This window comes from Brenneria populi, from assembly GCF_036016195.1.
Taxonomy (GTDB): domain Bacteria; phylum Pseudomonadota; class Gammaproteobacteria; order Enterobacterales; family Enterobacteriaceae; genus Brenneria; species Brenneria populi.
In genome coordinates this window covers 448413-467379 of sequence record NZ_JAYWTM010000004.1, presented here as the reverse complement: position 1 = coordinate 467379, position 18967 = coordinate 448413, and the positions used below count along the sequence as shown (strand labels likewise).

Annotated in this window: 16 protein-coding genes; 9 read left to right on the top strand and 7 right to left on the bottom strand. The window is 54.1% G+C overall.

All coding sequences use genetic code 11. The annotated features are described in order from the left end of the window. Positions 1-10 precede the first annotated feature (10 nt). The 6 genes from VSX58_RS06940 to VSX58_RS06915 all read right to left on the bottom strand — a co-directional run bounded on the left by VSX58_RS06940 (position 11) and on the right by VSX58_RS06915 (position 6596). On the bottom strand, positions 11-343 hold the full coding sequence (locus VSX58_RS06940; RefSeq protein WP_327612715.1) for a cytochrome o ubiquinol oxidase subunit IV: 333 nt from the start codon (positions 341-343) through the stop codon (positions 11-13). After that, positions 343-957: a cytochrome o ubiquinol oxidase subunit III gene (locus VSX58_RS06935; RefSeq protein ID WP_327617447.1), complete on the bottom strand. Its 615-nt coding sequence runs from the start codon at positions 955-957 to the stop codon at positions 343-345. The genes VSX58_RS06940 and VSX58_RS06935 overlap by 1 nt, the downstream gene beginning before the upstream one ends. Continuing rightward, positions 947-2938 (bottom strand): cytochrome o ubiquinol oxidase subunit I, encoded by a 1992-nt coding sequence (gene cyoB / locus VSX58_RS06930; protein WP_327617446.1) that lies wholly within the window; start codon positions 2936-2938, stop codon positions 947-949. Before cyoB ends, VSX58_RS06935 begins: the two co-directional genes overlap by 11 nt. Before the next feature lie 3 nt (positions 2939-2941). After that, complete coding sequence (gene cyoA / locus VSX58_RS06925) at positions 2942-3904, bottom strand: cytochrome o ubiquinol oxidase subunit II (protein ID WP_327612718.1); 963 nt, start codon at positions 3902-3904, stop codon at positions 2942-2944. A gap of 510 nt (positions 3905-4414) precedes the next feature. Then, positions 4415-5890 (bottom strand): muropeptide MFS transporter AmpG, encoded by a 1476-nt coding sequence (gene ampG / locus VSX58_RS06920; RefSeq protein ID WP_327617445.1) that lies wholly within the window; start codon positions 5888-5890, stop codon positions 4415-4417. 127 nt (positions 5891-6017) lie between these two features. After that, complete coding sequence (locus tag VSX58_RS06915) at positions 6018-6596, bottom strand: lipoprotein (RefSeq protein ID WP_327612720.1); 579 nt, start codon at positions 6594-6596, stop codon at positions 6018-6020. A gap of 314 nt (positions 6597-6910) precedes the next feature. Between VSX58_RS06915 and bolA the strand changes: the two genes are divergently transcribed. From bolA to VSX58_RS06875, 8 genes are all read left to right on the top strand, one after another. Further along, on the top strand, positions 6911-7225 hold the full coding sequence (bolA, locus tag VSX58_RS06910; RefSeq protein WP_327617444.1) for a transcriptional regulator BolA: 315 nt from the start codon (positions 6911-6913) through the stop codon (positions 7223-7225). Positions 7226-7530: 305 nt separating this feature from the next. After that, the gene (tig, locus tag VSX58_RS06905) at positions 7531-8835 is read left to right on the top strand and encodes a trigger factor (RefSeq protein ID WP_327617443.1); all 1305 of its coding nucleotides are present in this window, start codon (positions 7531-7533) and stop codon (positions 8833-8835) included. 405 nt (positions 8836-9240) lie between these two features. Continuing rightward, positions 9241-9861, top strand: a complete 621-nt coding sequence (gene clpP / locus VSX58_RS06900) for an ATP-dependent Clp endopeptidase proteolytic subunit ClpP (protein ID WP_327612723.1) — start codon at positions 9241-9243, stop codon at positions 9859-9861. A 162-nt stretch (positions 9862-10023) separates the two neighbouring features. After that, positions 10024-11298 carry an ATP-dependent protease ATP-binding subunit ClpX gene (gene clpX / locus VSX58_RS06895; RefSeq protein ID WP_327617442.1) on the top strand — a complete coding sequence of 425 codons (1275 nt, stop codon included), beginning with the start codon at positions 10024-10026 and terminating at the stop codon, positions 11296-11298. Positions 11299-11489: 191 nt separating this feature from the next. Then, positions 11490-13856 carry an endopeptidase La gene (gene lon, locus VSX58_RS06890; protein ID WP_327612725.1) on the top strand — a complete coding sequence of 789 codons (2367 nt, stop codon included), beginning with the start codon at positions 11490-11492 and terminating at the stop codon, positions 13854-13856. 196 nt (positions 13857-14052) lie between these two features. Then, a complete protein-coding gene (gene hupB / locus VSX58_RS06885; protein WP_005976031.1) occupies positions 14053-14325 on the top strand; it encodes a nucleoid-associated protein HU-beta in 273 nt (90 codons plus the stop codon). Positions 14326-14640: 315 nt separating this feature from the next. Beyond that, positions 14641-16521, top strand: coding sequence for a peptidylprolyl isomerase (gene ppiD / locus VSX58_RS06880; RefSeq protein WP_327617440.1), 1881 nt, complete (start codon positions 14641-14643; stop codon positions 16519-16521). Positions 16522-16659: 138 nt separating this feature from the next. Continuing rightward, positions 16660-17022: a ComEA family DNA-binding protein gene (locus VSX58_RS06875; protein WP_327617439.1), complete on the top strand. Its 363-nt coding sequence runs from the start codon at positions 16660-16662 to the stop codon at positions 17020-17022. A gap of 256 nt (positions 17023-17278) precedes the next feature. Here VSX58_RS06875 and queC read toward each other — a convergent pair whose 3' ends face one another. After that, positions 17279-17974 carry a 7-cyano-7-deazaguanine synthase QueC gene (queC, locus tag VSX58_RS06870; RefSeq protein WP_327617438.1) on the bottom strand — a complete coding sequence of 232 codons (696 nt, stop codon included), beginning with the start codon at positions 17972-17974 and terminating at the stop codon, positions 17279-17281. Between the two features lie 340 nt (positions 17975-18314). On the opposite strand from queC, the gene VSX58_RS06865 reads away from it, so the two are divergent. Further along, positions 18315-18785: an Lrp/AsnC family transcriptional regulator gene (locus VSX58_RS06865; protein WP_327617437.1), complete on the top strand. Its 471-nt coding sequence runs from the start codon at positions 18315-18317 to the stop codon at positions 18783-18785. The last annotated feature ends 182 nt before the right edge of the window (positions 18786-18967 follow it).

The window sequence follows — 18967 nt, the reverse complement described above, 5'->3', positions numbered from 1 at the left end:
TACGGCTCGGTTACTGGATCATCATGTTGGCGTGCGTGTTCCACATAATCCATATGGAGCCAGCGACGACAATGGCGATAATCAGGACGGTGAACGCAAGGGCCACCACGTTCCAACGCTCTTCCGAGGCGGAGCTCAGATGCAGGAAGTACACCAGATGCACCAAAATCTGGACGATGGCGCATCCGACGACGGTCAATATGATGACGTGCTGCGAGGCGGAGCCCGCCATGACCATCGCAAAAGGAATAACGGTCAGGATAACGGACAGAACAAAACCTATCAGATAGGATTTGACGCTACCGTGGCCGGCGCCTGCATGATCGGTTGTTGAATGACTCATTACATCGCCCCCATCAGATAAACAACGGTGAACACACAAATCCAGACGACGTCCAGGAAGTGCCAGAATAGGCTCAGGCACATCAGACGGGGTTTATTGGTTGCGGTCAGGCCGCGGCCGGCAACTTGCACCATCATGATGACGAGCCAGATCAGGCCGGCGGTGACGTGGATGCCGTGCGTTCCCACCAGCGCGAAGAACGCCGAGAGGAAAGCGCTGCGATCCGGGCCGAAACCTTCGGCGATCAGGTGATGAAACTCATAGATTTCCATCGCGATAAACGCTAGGCCGAACAGGAATGTCAGGCCCAGCCAGGCGTTAACCTGCGATTTATTCCCCTTGTTCATGGCGATCATCGCCATGCCGTAGGTGATGCTGCTGAATAACAGGGCGAAGGTTTCCACCAAAACGAAAGGCAGCTGGAAGATCTCTTTGCCTGTCGGACCGCCCGCGGTCCCGTTTACCAGCACGGCATAGGTTGCGAACAGAGACGCAAACAGAATGCAGTCGCTCATCAGGTAGATCCAAAAGCCGAATACTTTGGTGGCTCCCGCATCGTGGTGCCCATGTTCGGCATGGGCTGCGCTATGATTAGTCAGAGTTTCAGTTGACATGTTTCAGACCTGCTTTGCTGATTTGATCAAAATTCTGATTCTCGATTCGCTCGATCTCTTTAACCGGGACGTAATAGTCCACATCCTGATTAAAGCTATGCACGATCCAGGTTACGATCATCCCGACAAAGCCGACGATCGCCAGCCACCAGATATGCCAGATCATGGCGAAACCGAACACCAGGCTGAACGCGGAAATAATCACGCCCGCGCCGGTGTTTTTCGGCATATGAATCGCTTCGTAGCCGGCAGGTTTCTTATAAACTTCGCCTTTTTCCTTGGCGTCCCAGAAGGCGTCGCGTTCGTGAACGTGCGGCACGGTGGCGAAGTTATAGAAAGGCGCCGGGGAAGAGGTGGACCATTCCAGCGTACGGCCGTCCCACGGGTCGCCCGTCAGGTCGCGGTTCTGATGGCGATCGCGGATACTGACGTAGAACTGCATCGCCTGGCACAGCACGCCGATGCCGATCAGCACCGCGCCCATCGACGCCACAACCAGCAACGGATGGAACTCCGGGTTAATCTGCTGGCTCAGGCGGCGGGTCATCCCCATAAAGCCCAGTGCGTACAGCGGCATAAAGGCGACGAAGAAGCCGATGATCCAGAACCAGAAGGCGCGTTTGCCCCAGGTTTCGTTCAGGGTGAAGCCAAACGCTTTCGGGAACCAATAGGTAATGCCGGCGAAGCAGCCGAATACCACGCCGCCGATGATCACGTTGTGGAAGTGGGCGATCAGGAACAGACTGTTGTGCAGTACGAAGTTGGCGCCCGGAACGGCCAGCAGAACGCCCGTCATCCCGCCGATGGAGAAGGTGATGATGAAGCCGGTGGTCCACAGCATCGCCGAGTGAGGCTGAATACGGCCCTGGTACATGGTGAACAGCCAGTTGAATATTTTCACCCCGGTCGGGATGGAAATAATCATGGTGGCGATGCCGAAGAAGGCGTTGACGTTGGCGCCGGACCCCATGGTAAAGAAGTGGTGCAGCCAGACGATGAACGACAATATGGTTATCGCGATGGTTGCCCATACCAGCGAGGTATAGCCGAACAGCCGTTTTTTACAGAACGTCGCCACCACTTCGGAATAGATGCCGAATACGGGAAGAACCAGGATGTAAACCTCGGGGTGACCCCATGCCCAGATGAGGTTGATGTACATCATCATGTTGCCGCCCATATCATTGGTGAAGAAATGGGTGCCGAGGTAGCGGTCGAGGGTCAACAGCGCGATGGTCACGGTCAGTATCGGGAACGCGGCGATGATCAGGACATTGGTGCACAGCGCCGTCCAGGTGAAGACCGGCATTTTCATCAGCGACATGCCGGGCGCGCGCATCTTCAGAATGGTGGCGAAGAAGTTAACGCCGGTCAGCGTGGTCCCCAGGCCGGATATCTGCAGACTCCATATCCAGTAATCCACCCCGACGCCGGGACTGTACTCCTTACCGGAGAGCGGCGGATAGGCTACCCAACCGGTCTGGGCGAACTCGCCGACCCCGAGGGAGATGTTGATCAGAATGACGCCGGCGACAAATAGCCAGAAACTCAGCGAGTTCAGGAAAGGAAAGGCGACGTCGCGCGCCCCGATTTGCAGCGGAACCGCCAGGTTCATTAATCCGACCACGAACGGGGTCGCCACGAAGAAAATCATGATAACGCCGTGGGCGGTAAAGATCTGATCGTAGTGGTGGGGATTAAGGAAACCGGCTTCGCCGGCGGAGGCCAGCACCTGCTGACCGCGCATCATGATGGCATCGGCGAAACCACGCAGCATCATCACCAGCGCGACGATGACATACATAATGCCGATCTTTTTATGGTCTACCGAGGTGAACCACTCCGTCCATAACCATTTCCATTTCCCGAAATAGGTTATGGCCGCCAGCAGCGCCAGGCCGCCGACAATGATCCCCGCCACGGTCACCATGATAATGGGTTCGTGATACGGGATTGCATCAAGCGTAAGTTTTCCGAACATCTTTTATCCCTCGGCTCCTTGGTGCGAGGCGTGCTCGCCCATGTTCATACTTTCATCGTGCCGCATGTTTTCATCGTGCTTCATGCTTTCGCCATGATGCTGCATGTTCATGTCGTTGCCTGTGAATTTGAGAATAATTTTTCTAAACAAATCCGGCTGAACGCTGGAGAAGTATTCCACCGGATGGTATTCACTTGGCTGAGCCAACTTATTGAACTCGTCCATGCTGGTAAGTGTGTTAGACGACGCACGGACCTTGGCAACCCATTGCTCAAATTCTTGCTGGGTGGGGGTGGCTATGGCGGTAAATTTCATGCCGGAGAAGCCTTTTCCGCTATAACCGCCCGAAATTCCGTCATATTTACCCGGTTCGTTGGCAATCAGATGCAGCTTGGTTTGCATACCGGCCATGGCGTAGATCTGGCCGCCGAGACGCGGGATGAAGAAAGAGTTCATCACTGAGTCCGAGGTGACCTTAAACGCAACGGGCACCTGCGCCGGGAACGCCAGTTCGTTAACGCTGGCGATGCCCAGGTCCGGGTAAACAAACAGCCATTTCCAGTCAAGGGAGACGACTTCGACATTGATTGGCTTGATGTCCGATTCCAACGGCCGGTAGGGATCAAGCGAGTGGGTTGTTTTCCAGGTGATTGTCGCAAGGATGGCGACGATGATAATCGGCACGGTCCAGACAACGGCTTCAATCTTGTTGGAGTGCGACCAGTTAGGGGTGTACTTTGCCTTATGATTGGAAGCTCTGAACTTCCAGGCAAAGGCGATGGTCATAATGATGACGGGAACAACAACGATCAACATCAGCCCGATGGCCGTCAGTATTAACGATCTTTGCTCTAACCCGACTTGTCCTTTGGGATTCATCAGTGCCATATCGCAGCCGCTGAGTAGCGCGGTAGCTGCGAATAAAGACAACACCCCAAAAATTTTATTGTAGTTCCTGAGTCTCATCTAGCGACCTCAATTACAAGGGCTCTATTGTCATTTAACGCGAGCGGGCATTTTACGGTAAGGTTATCATACTGTAAACATGATTAATGTTATGTCAGTAACTTGTTGTTGTTTTTGTATTTAGCATCACAATGCTGGGTAATAAATAAAAAATAAGATTAAAAAACAAGCAATTGATGCTTTACCCGGCAAAAAGCAAACATTGATAATAAAAAATCACAACGGATGGCGGCGATTATTTTCAGCAGGAATAAATCCGTATTCCATACTGTTTATCGTCAGTAAATGAGAGTAGTTCAGAAAAAATGTTACCGCTATGGAATAATTTTAGCGATTGGCGATTTTTTTAAGAAAAAATAATTAAATATGGCCGAAATAATTCGGCCGCCGGGCAAAACCGAGGCGACTCCCACGGGATGGGCTGCGGCGTAAAGTCGACGCGCCCGCAGCCTGAAGTATGAAGGGGATAGCGGGATACAACCGCCGGGGGACGCCTATATCCCGTAACCCTTATTTCACCGGCGAGCGCAGTGAGAGGTAGTCCAGCAGGCTGCCGAGCGAGATCCCCAGCAACGCCAGGCCGCCGCCGCCCGCCAGTAAGTATTCCGCCAGCCGCGGGGAGTTGCTCCATCCCAGCGCATTCGATATCAGCAGCGCCAGCCATACGCCCAGCAGGCAACAGCCCAGCGAGAGCGTCCGTAACGCCCAGGCGTAATAGCCGGGAAAGGCGGTGCGCGCTAGAAAATCGCCGGTTCTCTGCGTGTATTCCAACGTACTCCGGCATGCCAGCAGAAGAACGAGCCCCGGCAGGGCGGCGATGATTGAGAACAGGTAAAACCACGCCCAGCCGTGGGTTTCAACAAACCAGCCGGCGATAGGGCCGACGTAAACCCGCCCTACCGCGGAGAGGGCGGAAAGCAGGGCGAATTGCGTCGCGGAGAACGATTTGTGGCACAGCGTCATGAGCAAGGCAACGAACGCCGCGGTTCCCATACCGCCGCAAAGATTCTCCATAAACACCGCGCCGGCCATGGTGAATAGGTTTTTATCGGTGACGGATAGCAGCCAGTACCCCGCATTGGAGAGCGCCTGCAGGATGCCGAATAGCATCAGCGCCCTAAACAGCGTCAGGCGCTGCATCAGCAGACCGCCGTAGACCGCGCCGACGATGGTGGCGAATAATCCGAGCGTTTTGTTGATCAGGCCGACATCGCCGGCGTTAAAGCCGACGCCGCGAATGAGGAAGGTGGTGGTCAGAGTGATGGCGAAAGCGTCGCCTAACTTATACAGCACGATTAACAGCAAAATCAGCCAGGCGTTGTTGCGCCCGAAAAAGTCGCGCAGCGGGGCGACGATCGCCTGCTCTATGGTGCGGGGCGCGGGTTGGCTGTTGCGCGGTTCCGGGGCCGACAGGGTGGAAAATACGCCGATAAGCATCAGGGCGCCCATTAGCCAGTAGGTGGCCTGCCAGCCCAAGAGCCTGTCGGCGATCCACAGCGCGAGCCCGCCGGAAACCAGCATGGCCAATCGATAACCCAGTACCGATATCGCCGCGCCGGTTCCCCGTTCTTCCGGCGGCAACAGGTCCGTCTTGTAGGCGTCGAAGATAATATCCTGCGAGGCCGAACAGAAGGCGACCAGTACCGCCAGCGCGGCCAGCCACCAGAGATCGCGCGAGGGATCCATGAACCCCATGCAGACAATCGCCACGACCAATAATAGCTGGCTGAGCGCCAGCCATCCCCGGCGTCTGCCGAGAAACGGCGGCGTATAGCGGTCCATCAGCGGCGACCACAAAAATTTGAACACGTACGCCTGTCCGACCAAAGAAAAAAAACCGATGGTTTTCAGATCGACGTTTTCTACGGTCATCCAGGCCTGCAGCGTGCCGGACGTCAACGCCAGCGGCAGACCGGAAGCGAAGCCCAGCAGCAGCAGGGAAAGTGAATTACGTTGGCTAAACAGATTAATGATACGACTAAGCATGAAAAGTCCTTTTCCTTGCTCCGCGGGGGAGGTTCGCGAAGCAGGGAAATCGGAATATACCCGTCATACTGCGAGCCGCGGGCGCGTTGGCTTTCCGGCGGCTCGAGTTATTTAGGGTATAAAAGAATTAACGGGCGTTTTCTTTAATAAAGGCGCTGACGCTGGTGTCCTGCGCCATGTCATTGATGACGTCGCCTAACACCGTATTGACCGCATCGGTAATTTTATCATTGGTCGCCGTAAAGGCGCCCTGGACATTATAGGTCGAACGATAGTTCTTGACCTGTTTGTTGCCGTTGGCGGCCTGGGAAATGATGGAGATATCGGCTTTGGTGGTGATGTTGTAACGCAGATTCCCTTCGGATACGTCGGCATACAGATTGTTGACCACGATCTGCAACGCCACCGGGCCGCCTGTGCCGATCATATAGCCCCGGGCGCTCATTTGTTTCTCCAGCGCTTCTTGCAGCAGGAAGCGAAGGTCGCGCGATGGCGTCAGCGTGATTAACTGGCCGTCGCGGTTGACTTTCGCCAGAGCCTGATCGGCGCGCTGATCGGCGCCGTTGATGCTGATCGTCACGCCCATCAGCGTCGGATCCTGCGAAGGAAGGCTGATTTTCGGCGTAACGTTAAGCGTGTTGCTTTTACTTGCGCAGCCGGCGAGCATCAGTACCGCCAAAAGCGGGAAAAGTAATTTTTTTAGCATGCGTAATTTCTCGATCGTGATTAGGGTGGTTAGCTGACAAAAATTGTTGGTATCATATCATCGCCGCCGACGGGGGAAAGAGCGGAGTAAGGGTAAATTCTCTGGAAATGTATTTTTAATTCCAACCTTCGTGGTTTTCGTCGCGCCGGCGTTAGCGAAGATGCGTCATTTAGCCGCTTTTAGTATCCTTGGGCAGCGAGCGTCGGAGCTCATAACGGCTTGAAAAACAGCTAATATTGCAGTGAGCGGAAAGTCGGTCAACGACAGAAACGCCGGGCTGATACCAAACTTTTCAACGTCGAAGGGGAAGCCGTATGATGCGTCAGAATATAGAAGAAAAATTGCGGGCGGAATTCGCGCCGCTTCACCTGGAAGTGACGGATGAAAGCTATCGTCATAATGTACCTGCCGGGTCTGAAAGCCATTTCAAAGTCGTCATCGTCAGCGATCGTTTCGCCAATGAGCGGGTGCTGGGGCGCCACCGGGCCATTTACGCGACGCTGGCCGCGGAACTAGCTGGTTCTGTGCATGCGCTGGCGTTGCATACGTATACGCGCCAGGAGTGGGACAGTCTGCAGAATGCCGTTCCTTCATCGCCGCCCTGCGGCGGCGCGGGCATCATGTCCTAGATTTCGGCTCTGCCCGTTTCCGGACGGGTTAGAGATAAAAGTGTGCGCCTCCTGTTGAATAGTCTGTCCGCCGTCCTCGACTCATCCTATCTATACCGCTATAATGCCGCGTCTATTTTTCCGGAATGTATTCGGGACGCTTCTGACTACAGGGAACAAGGGGTTGGCAACCGCGTGATGGCCGTCCCGGTTCTGTAAGGTTTTTTTCCGGCGCGCGCCTTCCGGCGCCTGTTTGGAATCGAGCTTTGCTGTTGTGAGAATAGTTTTGGGGTTGACCGAGCACTGTGATTTTTTGAGGTAACAAGATGCAAGTTTCTGTTGAAACCACTCAAGGCCTTGGGCGCCGTGTAACGATTACCGTTGCTGCTGACAGCATTGAGAGTGCAGTTAAGAGCGAGCTGGTCAACGTGGCCAAAAAAGTACGTATTGACGGCTTTCGCAAAGGCAAAGTGCCGATGAATATTGTTGCTCAGCGTTATGGTGCATCCGTGCGTCAGGACGTGCTGAGTGATTTGATGCAGCGTAATTTCGTTGATGCCATCATCAAAGAAAAGATTAACCCAGTTGGTGCGCCGAACTATGTTCCGGGTGAATATCAAGTGGGCGGCGATTTCACTTACTCCGTTGAATTCGAAGTGTATCCGGAAGTCGAGCTGAAAGATCTGGAGTCGATCGAGGTTGAAAAACCGGTCGTCGAAGTGACGGACTCCGATGTCGACGCCATGCTGGAAACGCTGCGTAAACAGCAGGCGACCTGGAAAGAGAGCGACGGCGCCGCAACGGCTGAAGATCGCGTGACTATTGATTTCACCGGTTCCGTCGATGGCGAAGAGTTTGAAGGCGGTAAAGCTTCCGACTTCGTACTAGCGATGGGCCAGGGCCGCATGATTCCGGGTTTTGAAGATGGCGTCGTCGGTCACAAAGCCGGGGAAGAGTTCACGATTGACGTGAACTTCCCTGAAGACTATCACGCGGAAAACCTGAAAGGTAAAGCGGCCAAATTCGCTATCGTGCTGAAGAAAGTCGAAGAGCGCGAACTGCCTGAGCTGACCGAAGAGTTCATCAAACGTTTCGGCGTAGAGGACGGCTCTTTGGAAGGTCTGCGCGCTGAAGTGCGCAAAAATATGGAGCGCGAACTGAAAGGCGCGGTACGCAACCGTGTGAAAACCCAGGTTCTGGACGGCCTGATCAAAGCGAACGAAATCGACGTTCCGGCTGCGCTGATCGACGGCGAAATCGACGTTCTGCGCCGTCAGGCCGCACAGCGTTTCGGCGGCAACGAAAAACAGGCGCTGGAACTGCCACGCGAACTGTTTGAAGAGCAGGCCAAACGCCGTGTGGTTATCGGCCTGTTGCTGGGTGAAGTAATCAGCGCCAACGAGCTGAAAGCGGACGAAGATCGCGTGAAAGCGCTGATCGACGAAATGGCCTCCGCCTATGAAGACCCGCAGGAAGTCATCGAGTTCTACAGCAAAAACAAAGAACTGATGAACAACATGCGCAACGTCGCTCTGGAAGAACAAGCGGTTGAAACGCTGCTTGCCAAGGCGAAAGTGGTAGAAAAATCAGTCGGCTTTAATGACCTGATGAATCAGACTGCGACCGCATAAGCATCGCTTTTGCTGTTTCAGGGGAGAACCCCCCTCGGTTGAAGAAGCCCGCGGCCTTATGGCGCGGGTTTTTTCTATTTAAATGATAGCCTAATCATCGCTTTGTTTTACGACGCAACGCCTTAAATTGCACTACCATAAAAGAGAACCGCGCGCTGGCCGGTCGGGAAGTTATTGGCGATAACGCTTTAATGTAAAACAATGGATAGTGTAAGCTTGAAAAACGGCGCGGATACCCCAGATACGAATAGAGAAAGAGAGGCGCCGTTAGGGATCCCCGGCTAATTGCGCGTTGTCCCTTGGGTGAATGAACCGAAGGCATCGGCATGGTCATCATCATTTATCTAAAGTAGAATCGGGCGATAAGATAAAGAGTGCCGGACGTATTTTATTTAGGAGACGTGAATGTCATACAGTGACGAAGAAAGACAAGCACCGCATATGGCTTTGGTGCCGATGGTGGTTGAGCAAACCTCTCGTGGGGAACGTTCTTACGATATTTATTCCCGTCTGCTTAAAGAACGGATTATCTTCCTGACCGGTCAGGTCGAAGATCATATGGCGAATTTGATCGTCGCCCAGATGCTGTTTCTGGAAGCCGAAAATCCGGAAAAAGATATCTTTTTGTACATCAATTCTCCTGGCGGCGTGATTACCGCCGGCATGTCCATCTACGATACCATGCAGTTCATCAAGCCGGACGTGAGCACCATCTGTATGGGTCAGGCTTGTTCCATGGGGTCGTTCCTGCTGGCCGCCGGCGCTAAAGGCAAACGTATCTGTCTGCCCAATTCGCGGGTAATGATTCACCAGCCGCTGGGCGGATTCCAGGGACAGGCGACGGATATTGAAATCCATGCCAAAGAAATATTGAAAGTAAAAGCCAGAATGAATGAACTGATGGCTAAACATACGGGTCAGCCTCTTGAAGTGATAGAAAGAGACACCGAGCGCGACCGTTTCCTCTCCGCCAGCGAGGCGGTAGACTACGGTCTGGTAGATTCTGTATTCACTAATCGTCATTGATGTGTTGCGATGTGAGCAGTTTATAGTGGCTGAAAATCAGTGTTCGACCGATAGTCTGTTGTGCTGTGTATGCTTGCGCGTATTGGCTATAAATGTCGGCGTTCGCTGTAGCGATATCGCTGTGGTTGGCCTGCGGGCAAAAGACTAAGAAGAGGTTTACTGATGACAGATAAGCGCAAAGACGGTTCAGGAAAGTTGCTGTACTGCTCTTTCTGCGGCAAAAGCCAGCATGAAGTACGCAAGCTGATTGCCGGGCCGTCAGTGTATATCTGCGATGAATGTGTTGACTTATGTAACGACATTATTCGCGAAGAAATTAAAGAAGTGTCCCCGCATCGTGAGCGCAGCGCGCTGCCGACGCCGCACGAAATTCGTCGTCATCTCGACGATTACGTTATCGGTCAGGAGCAGGCCAAGAAGGTGCTGGCGGTTGCGGTATATAATCACTATAAACGGTTACGCAACGGTGACAGCAGCAACGGCATCGAATTGGGTAAAAGCAATATTTTGCTCATCGGCCCCACCGGCAGCGGTAAAACATTGCTGGCGGAAACGCTGGCGCGCTTCCTTGATGTTCCCTTTACTATGGCCGATGCGACCACGTTGACCGAAGCCGGTTATGTGGGCGAGGACGTTGAGAATATCATTCAGAAGCTGCTGCAAAAATGCGACTACGATGTGCAGAAGGCGCAGCGCGGGATTGTCTATATTGATGAAATCGACAAAATTTCACGCAAGTCCGACAACCCGTCGATTACCCGCGACGTGTCCGGCGAAGGCGTGCAGCAGGCGCTGCTGAAGCTGATCGAAGGCACTATCGCCGCCGTTCCGCCGCAGGGCGGGCGCAAGCATCCTCAGCAAGAGTTCTTGCAGGTCGATACTTCCAAGATCCTCTTCATTTGCGGCGGCGCGTTCGCCGGGCTGGATAAGGTTATCGAACAGCGTACCGACACCGGTCGCGGCATCGGTTTCGGCGCGACGGTGAAAGGAGAGGCGGAAAAATCGACGGAAGGCGAACTGTTGGGCCAGGTCGAACCCGGCGATTTAATCAAGTTCGGCCTGATTCCCGAATTTATCGGTCGTTTGCCGGTGGTCGCGACGCTGAGAGAGCTGAGCGAAGATGCGCTGATTCAGATTTTGCGTGAACCGAAAAATGCGCTGACCAAACAGTACCAGGCGCTGTTCAATCTGGAAGGGGTGGAGCTGGAGTTCCGCGATGAAGCGCTGACGGCGATCGCCAAGAAAGCGATGGCGCGTAAGACCGGCGCCCGCGGGTTGCGTTCGATCGTAGAGGCCGCGTTGCTGGATACGATGTACGATCTGCCGTCGCTGGAAAGCGTCGATAAGGTGGTGATTGACGAATCCGTTATTGCGGGTCAATCCGAACCCCTGCTGATCTACGGTAAGCATGAAGCCCAGCAGGCTTCCGGCGAATAGTTAACCAAAAAATAGTCTTGAAAGGCCAATAATGGGGGATTTTATCCCCCATTCTCTTTTACGCGTATTCTGACCGTTGAATGTAAGATATTTATCCCCATATACTCAATTACCTATTTGGTGAAACCCGTGAAGTTCGCGTTTCACGAGATTCCCTTAACCTGGCGGAAACGAAACTAAGAGAGAGCTCTATGAACCCTGAGCGTTCCGAACGCATAGAAATCCCCGTATTGCCGTTGCGCGATGTGGTGGTTTATCCGCACATGGTGATTCCGTTGTTTGTTGGTCGGGAAAAGTCAATTCGTTGCCTTGAAGCCGCAATGGATCATGATAAGAAGATCATGCTGGTGGCGCAGAAAGAGGCCTCAACGGATGAGCCGAGTATTAACGATCTTTTCTCGGTAGGGACGGTAGCCTCGATTCTGCAAATGCTGAAACTGCCGGACGGCACGGTGAAAGTGCTGGTTGAAGGGCTACAGCGTGCGCGCATCACGACGCTGTCCGACAGCGGAGAACACTTCACCGCGCAGGCGGAATATCTTGATTCCCCGGCGATTGATGAGCGCGAGCAGGAAGTTCTGATGCGCACGGCCATCAATCAGTTCGAGGGATACATCAAGCTGAACAAGAAGATCCCGCCGGAAGTGCTGACGTCGCTGAACAGCATTGACGACGCCGCGCGCCTGGCGGACACCATCGCCGCCCATATGCCGCTGAAGCTGGCGGATAAGCAGTCGGTGCTTGAAATGTCCGATATCACGGAGCGTTTGGAGTACCTGATGGCGATGATGGAGTCGGAAATCGACCTGTTGCAGGTTGAGAAGCGAATCCGCAGCCGCGTCAAGAAACAGATGGAGAAGAGCCAGCGCGAGTATTATCTGAATGAGCAAATGAAGGCGATTCAGAAAGAGCTCGGCGAGATGGATGATGCGCCGGACGAACATGAAGCGCTGAAGCGCAAGATTGAAGCGGCGAAAATGCCGAAGGAAGCGCGCGAAAAAACCGAAGCGGAACTGCAAAAGCTGAAGATGATGTCTCCGATGTCCGCCGAAGCGACGGTGGTGCGCAGCTATATCGACTGGATGGTGCAGGTTCCTTGGAACGCGCGCAGCAAAGTGAAGAAAGATTTGCGCAAGGCGCAGGAGATGCTGGATACCGACCATTACGGCCTGGAGCGCGTTAAAGAGCGCATTCTGGAATATCTGGCGGTTCAGAGTCGCGTCAGCAAGATCAAAGGGCCGATCCTGTGTCTGGTCGGGCCTCCGGGGGTGGGGAAAACCTCTTTAGGGCAGTCCATCGCCAAGGCGACCGGCCGCCAGTACGTGCGTATGGCGCTGGGCGGGGTGCGCGACGAAGCGGAAATCCGCGGTCACCGCCGTACCTATATCGGCTCGATGCCGGGGAAATTGATCCAGAAGATGGCGAAGGTCGGGGTGAAAAACCCGCTGTTCCTGTTGGATGAGATCGACAAAATGTCTTCCGATATGCGCGGCGATCCCGCCTCGGCATTGCTGGAAGTGCTGGATCCGGAACAGAACGTGGCGTTTAACGACCACTATTTGGAAGTCGATTACGATCTGTCGGACGTGATGTTCGTCGCTACCTCCAACTCGATGAATATTCCCGCCCCGCTGCTTGACCGTATGGAAGTGATCCGTCTTTCCGGCTACACCGAAGACGAGAAGCTGAATATTGCCAAACAGCACCTTCTGCCGAAGCAGATTGAACGCAATGCGCTGAAAAAAGGCGAGCTGTCGGTGGATGACAGCGCGATTGTCGGCATTATCCGTTACTACACGCGCGAAGCCGGCGTACGTAGTCTGGAGAGAGAAATTTCCAAGCTGTGCCGGAAAGCGGTGAAAACGCTGCTGATGGATAAATCGGTCAAGCATATCCGCATCGCGGGCGATAACCTCAAGGATTTTCTTGGCGTACAGCGCTTCGATTACGGCCGGGCGGATGATGAAAACCGCGTCGGTCAGGTGACCGGGCTGGCGTGGACGGAGGTCGGCGGCGATCTGTTGACTATTGAAACCGCCTGCGTTCCCGGCAAAGGCAAGCTGACGTATACCGGGTCATTGGGCGAGGTGATGCAGGAGTCGATTCAGGCCGCGCTTACCGTGGTGCGGGCCAGGGCCGATAAGCTGGGGATCAATGCGGATTTCTATGAAAAACGCGATATCCACGTGCATGTGCCAGAAGGAGCGACGCCTAAAGATGGTCCGAGCGCCGGGATTGCGATGTGTACCGCGCTGGTTTCCTGTCTGACGGGGAATCCGGTGCGCGCCGATGTCGCCATGACGGGGGAAATTACCCTGCGCGGCCTGGTGCTGCCAATCGGCGGTCTGAAAGAGAAGCTGCTGGCCGCCCACCGCGGCGGCATCAAAACGGTATTGATTCCGGATGATAACAAGCGCGATCTTGAAGACATTCCGCAAAACGTGATTGCCGACCTGGACATCCATCCGGTGAAACGGATCGAGGAGGTCTTGTCGCTGGCGCTGCAGAATGCGCCGTATGGCATGCAGGTCGTTACCGCTGCGGCCGGGGCGGAATAGTGATATATCGCAAAAACCCTTGAGAAAATCAGAGCTGGTAAGTGAAATCGTGCTTGCCAGCTTTTTTTTGTACCGCTAAGTTAGAGCACTGTTGGTTTTAGCTGTAACTTGCTAAGGTCTGACAGGATTGTTATAAATTTGGTGTCGTGTTTTGGGAATTTCAGCGCGACCACAGAATTCCAAAGGGGATGAGAGAGTGAACAAGTCACAATTGATCGACAAAATTGCTGCAGATGCCGACATTTCCAAAGCAGCGGCAGGACGTGTGTTAGATGCGATTATTGGTTCCGTAACCGAATCTCTGAAAGAAGGGGATGACGTTGCTCTGGTTGGTTTCGGTACTTTCTCTGTGCGTGAACGTGCCGCCCGCACCGGCCGTAACCCGCAAACCGGCAAAGAAATCAGTATCCCGGCAGCGAAAGTGCCTGGCTTCCGCGCCGGTAAAACGCTGAAAGACGCCGTTAACTGATTATTACGTCACGGGGTTGGCGTGTAGTACGCTGCGCCGCCAAACATTACCTGACGCAAAGATGTTGGTAGGGTAAGATACGAGGCGCATCATTTTATGATGTGCCTTTTATTATTATGGCGGGCTGTCCCGCCCGTTACGCGCAAAGCCGCCGCGCGCGACGTTAAAGAGCATCCCTGATGTTTTTTAGCGGGGGGCATTCAGGTTACTATTGTCAGACAAAGATTAAACTCGCCCTAGCCTTGTTGGTGGAGGACGCATGGTTTTACCAGCGCAGGGAGTGTTATTCATTCTACAGCGGAGTGTTGTCACATTATGATGGACAATTTACGCGCGGCCGCTAATAACGTCGTGCTCAAAATTATTCTTGCCTTGATCATTGCATCGTTCGTTTTAACCGGCGTAGGCGATTATCTTATCGGGGGTTCCGGAAACTACGCCGCGAAGGTTAACGGGCAGGAGATCTCCCGCGCCCAGCTTGAACAGGCCGTACAGAACGAGCGCAACCGCCAGCAAAACGCATTGGGCGAAAACTTTTCTATTCTGGCGAGTAATGAAGGCTATATGCAGCAACTGCGCAGGCAGGCGCTCTCCCAGCTCATTGATGAAGCCCTGTTGGATCAATATGCCGACACGTTAGAGCTGAGCATCAGCGACGAGCAAATCAAGCAGGCGATTTTTGCTGTTCCGGCATTCCAGACGAATAACCGTTTTGATAATGAAAAATACCTCGATCAGGTGCGCCGCCTGGGTTTGACGCCTGACGGATATGCCGAGTTGCTGCGTAAGCAATTAACCTCTCAGCAGCTGATTCGCGGGATTGGCGATACGTCGTTCATCCTGCCGCTGGAGATCGACAATCTGGTCAAGCTTGCCGCTCAGGATCGGGTTGTTCGCCTGGCGACGATTGATATTGACGCCAAAGCCAAAGTGCAAACCGCTTCTGATGAAGAGGTGCAAAACTATTACGATCAGAATAAGAGCCGTTTCATTGCGCCGGAAGCGTTCAAGGTCAGCTATATCATGCTGGATGCGGCGAGCCTGATGGATAAAGTCGTGGTCGATGACGCGGCCATCGCTGATTTTTATGAAAAAAACAAAAGCGACTATACCCAGCCGGCCCGCAAGAAGCTCAGCATCATTCAGGTAAAAACCGAAGCGGACGCGCAGTCGGTCCTGGATGCGCTGAAACAAGGTGCCGACTTCGCGGCGTTGGCGAAGGAAAAGTCGACGGACCCCATTTCTCGTCGCAACGGCGGGGAGCTGGGATGGATGGATGAAAACTCTATCGTTGACGATCTTAAACAGGCGAATCTGACCGAGAAAGGACAGCTCTCTTCGGCGATCAAATCCTCCGTGGGATATTTGATCGTACGCCTTGACGATATCCAGCCCGCTAAGATTAAAGCGCTGAACGATGTGCGTGACGAGGTCGCCGCCAAGGTTAAGCACGAAAAAGCGCTTGATGAATATTTTGCTTTGCAGCAAAAAGTCAGCGAGGCCGCCAGCAACGACAACGAGTCTTTGGCGTCAGCCGAAGAGGTCTCCGGCGTGAAAGCGACGCAGACCGACTGGTTTACCCGCGAGCAGGTTCCCGCCGCTCTGAATTTCCAGCCGGTTACTCAGGCGATTTTCGACGGCGGCTTAATGGGTGAAAACGGTAGCCCGGGAAGCAACTCCGACGTGATCGGCGTTGATGGCGATCGTGCTTTCGTCGTGCGGGTTACCGATCATAAAGCGGAAAGCACGCGTCCGCTGGATCAGGTGCGCGATCGGGTGATTGAAACCGTCAAGCGCCAGAAAGCGGAACAGCAGGCGCGCCTGGACGCTGAAAAAATTCTGGCCGAGCTGAAGCAAGGGAAGGACGACGCGCTTAAAGCGGCGAAGCTGAATTTTAGCGAGCCCAAAACCCTCTCTTCCCTGTCGCAAGGGGATGTGATGGCCGAGTCTGTTTTTGCTCTGCCGCATCCGGCCAAGGATAAACCCTCTTACGGAATTAGTCAGGATCAGGCCGGCAACGTGGTGTTGGTGGCGCTGGACAACGTGACGCCGCATCAGTTGACCGACCAGCAGAAAGAGCAGTTCGCCGGTCAGGTACAGCAAAGCTCGGTAGGGTCGCTGTTCGATGCGCTGCTGATTAGCTTGCGCAGCGAAGCCAAAATTAAAATGGGCGCCGCCGCTCAGGAGCAGCAATAAGCCGCGCATAAATTTGCAAACCGTTGCAACAACAAAAGGCCGCTTTCGCGGCCTTTTCCACATTCAGAGAAAGCGGTTTGCGGTGAAATCGGACCTGCGGCAAGGTGGTCGTGCTGTCAAACACATGGAGGACACAGCATGAAAAAGTCAGGAATAAAGACGCTTTGCCTGATTCTCGGGATGGGGTTGTCCGGGGCGCCATTTCTGGCGCAGGCGGCGTCAAAAGCCGAAAAAGCGGACGGCGTGGTAAGGTCCGAGCCGGCTTCGCCGAAGGCGGAAAAGGCGCCGCTTTCCGCCGCCGACGAAGACGAGGTAAGTATTAACACCGCAACCGCGCAGGAACTGGCGCAGGCGATGAACGGCGTCGGTCTGAAAAAGGCGGAGGCGATCGTCAGTTACCGCGAGCAAAACGGCCCTTTTACGCACATAGAGCAGCTGCAGGAGGTGCCGGGAATAGGCGCCGCTCTGGTTGAACGTAATCTGTCGCGTTTGAAACTGTGATGCGCTGCGCCGACGGCAGTCTCGCCGGCCGCCCGTTCTCCTACCGGCTCCGTCCCCAGCGGGGCGAGCCCCGCGGATGGGGCGAGTAACAAAGCCAGCGCATATGCAACTTGACGTCTGGCAGGGATGAATAGCGTTACAGGCAGGCCGTATACTCTAAATAATTCGAACCGCCGCAGAGCCAACGTGGCTGCGGTCTGGAGAATGACGAGTATAAAGGGTATGGGTCTTGCCTGCTTTTCACTGCCGCGAGTGATTATTGCAGACCGGTTTTCCGCTTTAGCGCCGTCATGACGCCGGCCGGGTCGCGCTGATACGCCTGCAAGCCGTTGGCCCGCAGGTGACAGGCGGCGCAATGGCCGCATCCATCGCCTTTAATGCCGTTGTAACAGGTTAGGGTGTGATAACGAACGGTGTCCAACTGCTGATAGTAGTCCGCCAGCGCCCAGGTTTCCGCCTTGTTTAGCCACATCAAGGGGGTAACAAAATGAATGTCGCGGGCCGTGCCCAGAATGACAGCCTGATTCAAAGCCTTGACGAATTCGTCTCGACAGTCCGGATAACCGGAGAAGTCGGTTTCGCAGACGCCGGTAATCACGGCCTGCGCGCCAACCTGGTAGGCATAGATAGACGCCAGCGTCAGGAAAAGAATATTTCGGCCAGGGACAAAGGTGCTGGGCAGCCCTTGCGCATCGCCGTCATAGTCAGGAACGGGAATGTTGTCGCGCGTCAGACTGCTGGCGGCAAGTTCATTCAATAAACCGACATCCAGAACCTTATGCGCCGCTGCGCCGAGTTGCTGCGAGAGCGTTCGGGCTATATCGATTTCCGCACGGTGACGCTGCCCGTAATCGAAGGTGATACAGTGAACTTCATCATAGTGCTTCACAGCCTGGATCAGACAGGTGGTGGAATCTTGTCCACCGCTAAAAACGACGACCGCGCGCTTCATTTTTCATTCACCTTAATGCAATTGGAACCTAAACGGGACAGTGTGTTGGGGCATAAAACCGATATGTTACCTGAAAAATCGTTGTCATTCAGCGGGCCGCCGTTATCGCTGTCGGCGGCAGGCCTATCGGCCTGCTTATACTCTTCGCGCGCTATTCCGCGAAGACTCTCCAGAGCCGCGACTCAGGACTCAGGGGGCAAGTCTGCATCCGGCGGATTTGTTATGATGTCGGTTGCTGTAGGCCGCAATGGCGGCGTTCGATTAACCCGCCGCCGAAATAAGTTGCCTTTTTATCTGTAATGCGGGGAAATTGGAGAAAAATTTCCTATGGAACGGCACTATGTTAGATAAGATAGATCGTACCCTATTGAGTTTATTGCAACAGGACTGCACGCTTTCACTGCAGACGCTGGCTGATTCGGTGAATCTGACGTCGACGCCCTGCTGGAAAAGATTGAAGCGTCTGGAGGAGGCGGGCTACATCCGGGCGCGGGTCGCGTTGCTGGATAATGAACGGCTGGGATTGGGATTAACGGCGTTTGTACTGTTGAAAACCCAGCAACATAACAGCGTCTGGTATCAAACGTTCACCAGCGTCGTGTCGGAAATGCCTGAAGTATTATCTTTCTATCGCATGGCTGGAGAGTATGATTATCTGATGCAGGTGCAGGTCGCCGATATGAAAAGCTATGATGATTTTTATAAGCGGCTGGTGAACGGCATCCCCGGTCTGGTGGATGTGACATCCAGCTTTGCCATGGAGCGCATCAAGTACACGACGGCATTGCCGTTATCGCTTTACCCCAAATAATTCGAGCAGCAGGATAAAAACGCTAAATGCGTTTTTGCACGGCGCTTGCGGCAGCCCCAACGGGGCGAGCTTCATCGATGGGCGAGTGACGGAGCCAGCGCATCCGCAGTTTGAAATATGAAAGGGATATAACTTATCGGCCATCGCGTTCCGTATCATCATTTTCCGGGTTTATGCCCGCC

Bases quoted from the DNA above. Each gene is read 5' to 3' on its own strand.
- VSX58_RS06940 (WP_327612715.1), bottom strand. From the start codon at position 343: ATGAGTCATTCAACAACCGATCATGCAGGCGCCGGCCACGGTAGCGTC.
- VSX58_RS06935 (WP_327617447.1), bottom strand. From the start codon at position 957: ATGTCAACTGAAACTCTGACTAATCATAGCGCAGCCCATGCCGAACAT.
- cyoB (WP_327617446.1), bottom strand. From the start codon at position 2,938: ATGTTCGGAAAACTTACGCTTGATGCAATCCCGTATCACGAACCCATT.
- cyoA (WP_327612718.1), bottom strand. From the start codon at position 3,904: ATGAGACTCAGGAACTACAATAAAATTTTTGGGGTGTTGTCTTTATTC.
- ampG (WP_327617445.1), bottom strand. From the start codon at position 5,890: ATGCTTAGTCGTATCATTAATCTGTTTAGCCAACGTAATTCACTTTCC.
- VSX58_RS06915 (WP_327612720.1), bottom strand. From the start codon at position 6,596: ATGCTAAAAAAATTACTTTTCCCGCTTTTGGCGGTACTGATGCTCGCC.
- bolA (WP_327617444.1), top strand. From the start codon at position 6,911: ATGATGCGTCAGAATATAGAAGAAAAATTGCGGGCGGAATTCGCGCCG.
- tig (WP_327617443.1), top strand. From the start codon at position 7,531: ATGCAAGTTTCTGTTGAAACCACTCAAGGCCTTGGGCGCCGTGTAACG.
- clpP (WP_327612723.1), top strand. From the start codon at position 9,241: ATGTCATACAGTGACGAAGAAAGACAAGCACCGCATATGGCTTTGGTG.
- clpX (WP_327617442.1), top strand. From the start codon at position 10,024: ATGACAGATAAGCGCAAAGACGGTTCAGGAAAGTTGCTGTACTGCTCT.
- lon (WP_327612725.1), top strand. From the start codon at position 11,490: ATGAACCCTGAGCGTTCCGAACGCATAGAAATCCCCGTATTGCCGTTG.
- ppiD (WP_327617440.1), top strand. From the start codon at position 14,641: ATGATGGACAATTTACGCGCGGCCGCTAATAACGTCGTGCTCAAAATT.
- VSX58_RS06875 (WP_327617439.1), top strand. From the start codon at position 16,660: ATGAAAAAGTCAGGAATAAAGACGCTTTGCCTGATTCTCGGGATGGGG.
- queC (WP_327617438.1), bottom strand. From the start codon at position 17,974: ATGAAGCGCGCGGTCGTCGTTTTTAGCGGTGGACAAGATTCCACCACC.
- VSX58_RS06865 (WP_327617437.1), top strand. From the start codon at position 18,315: ATGTTAGATAAGATAGATCGTACCCTATTGAGTTTATTGCAACAGGAC.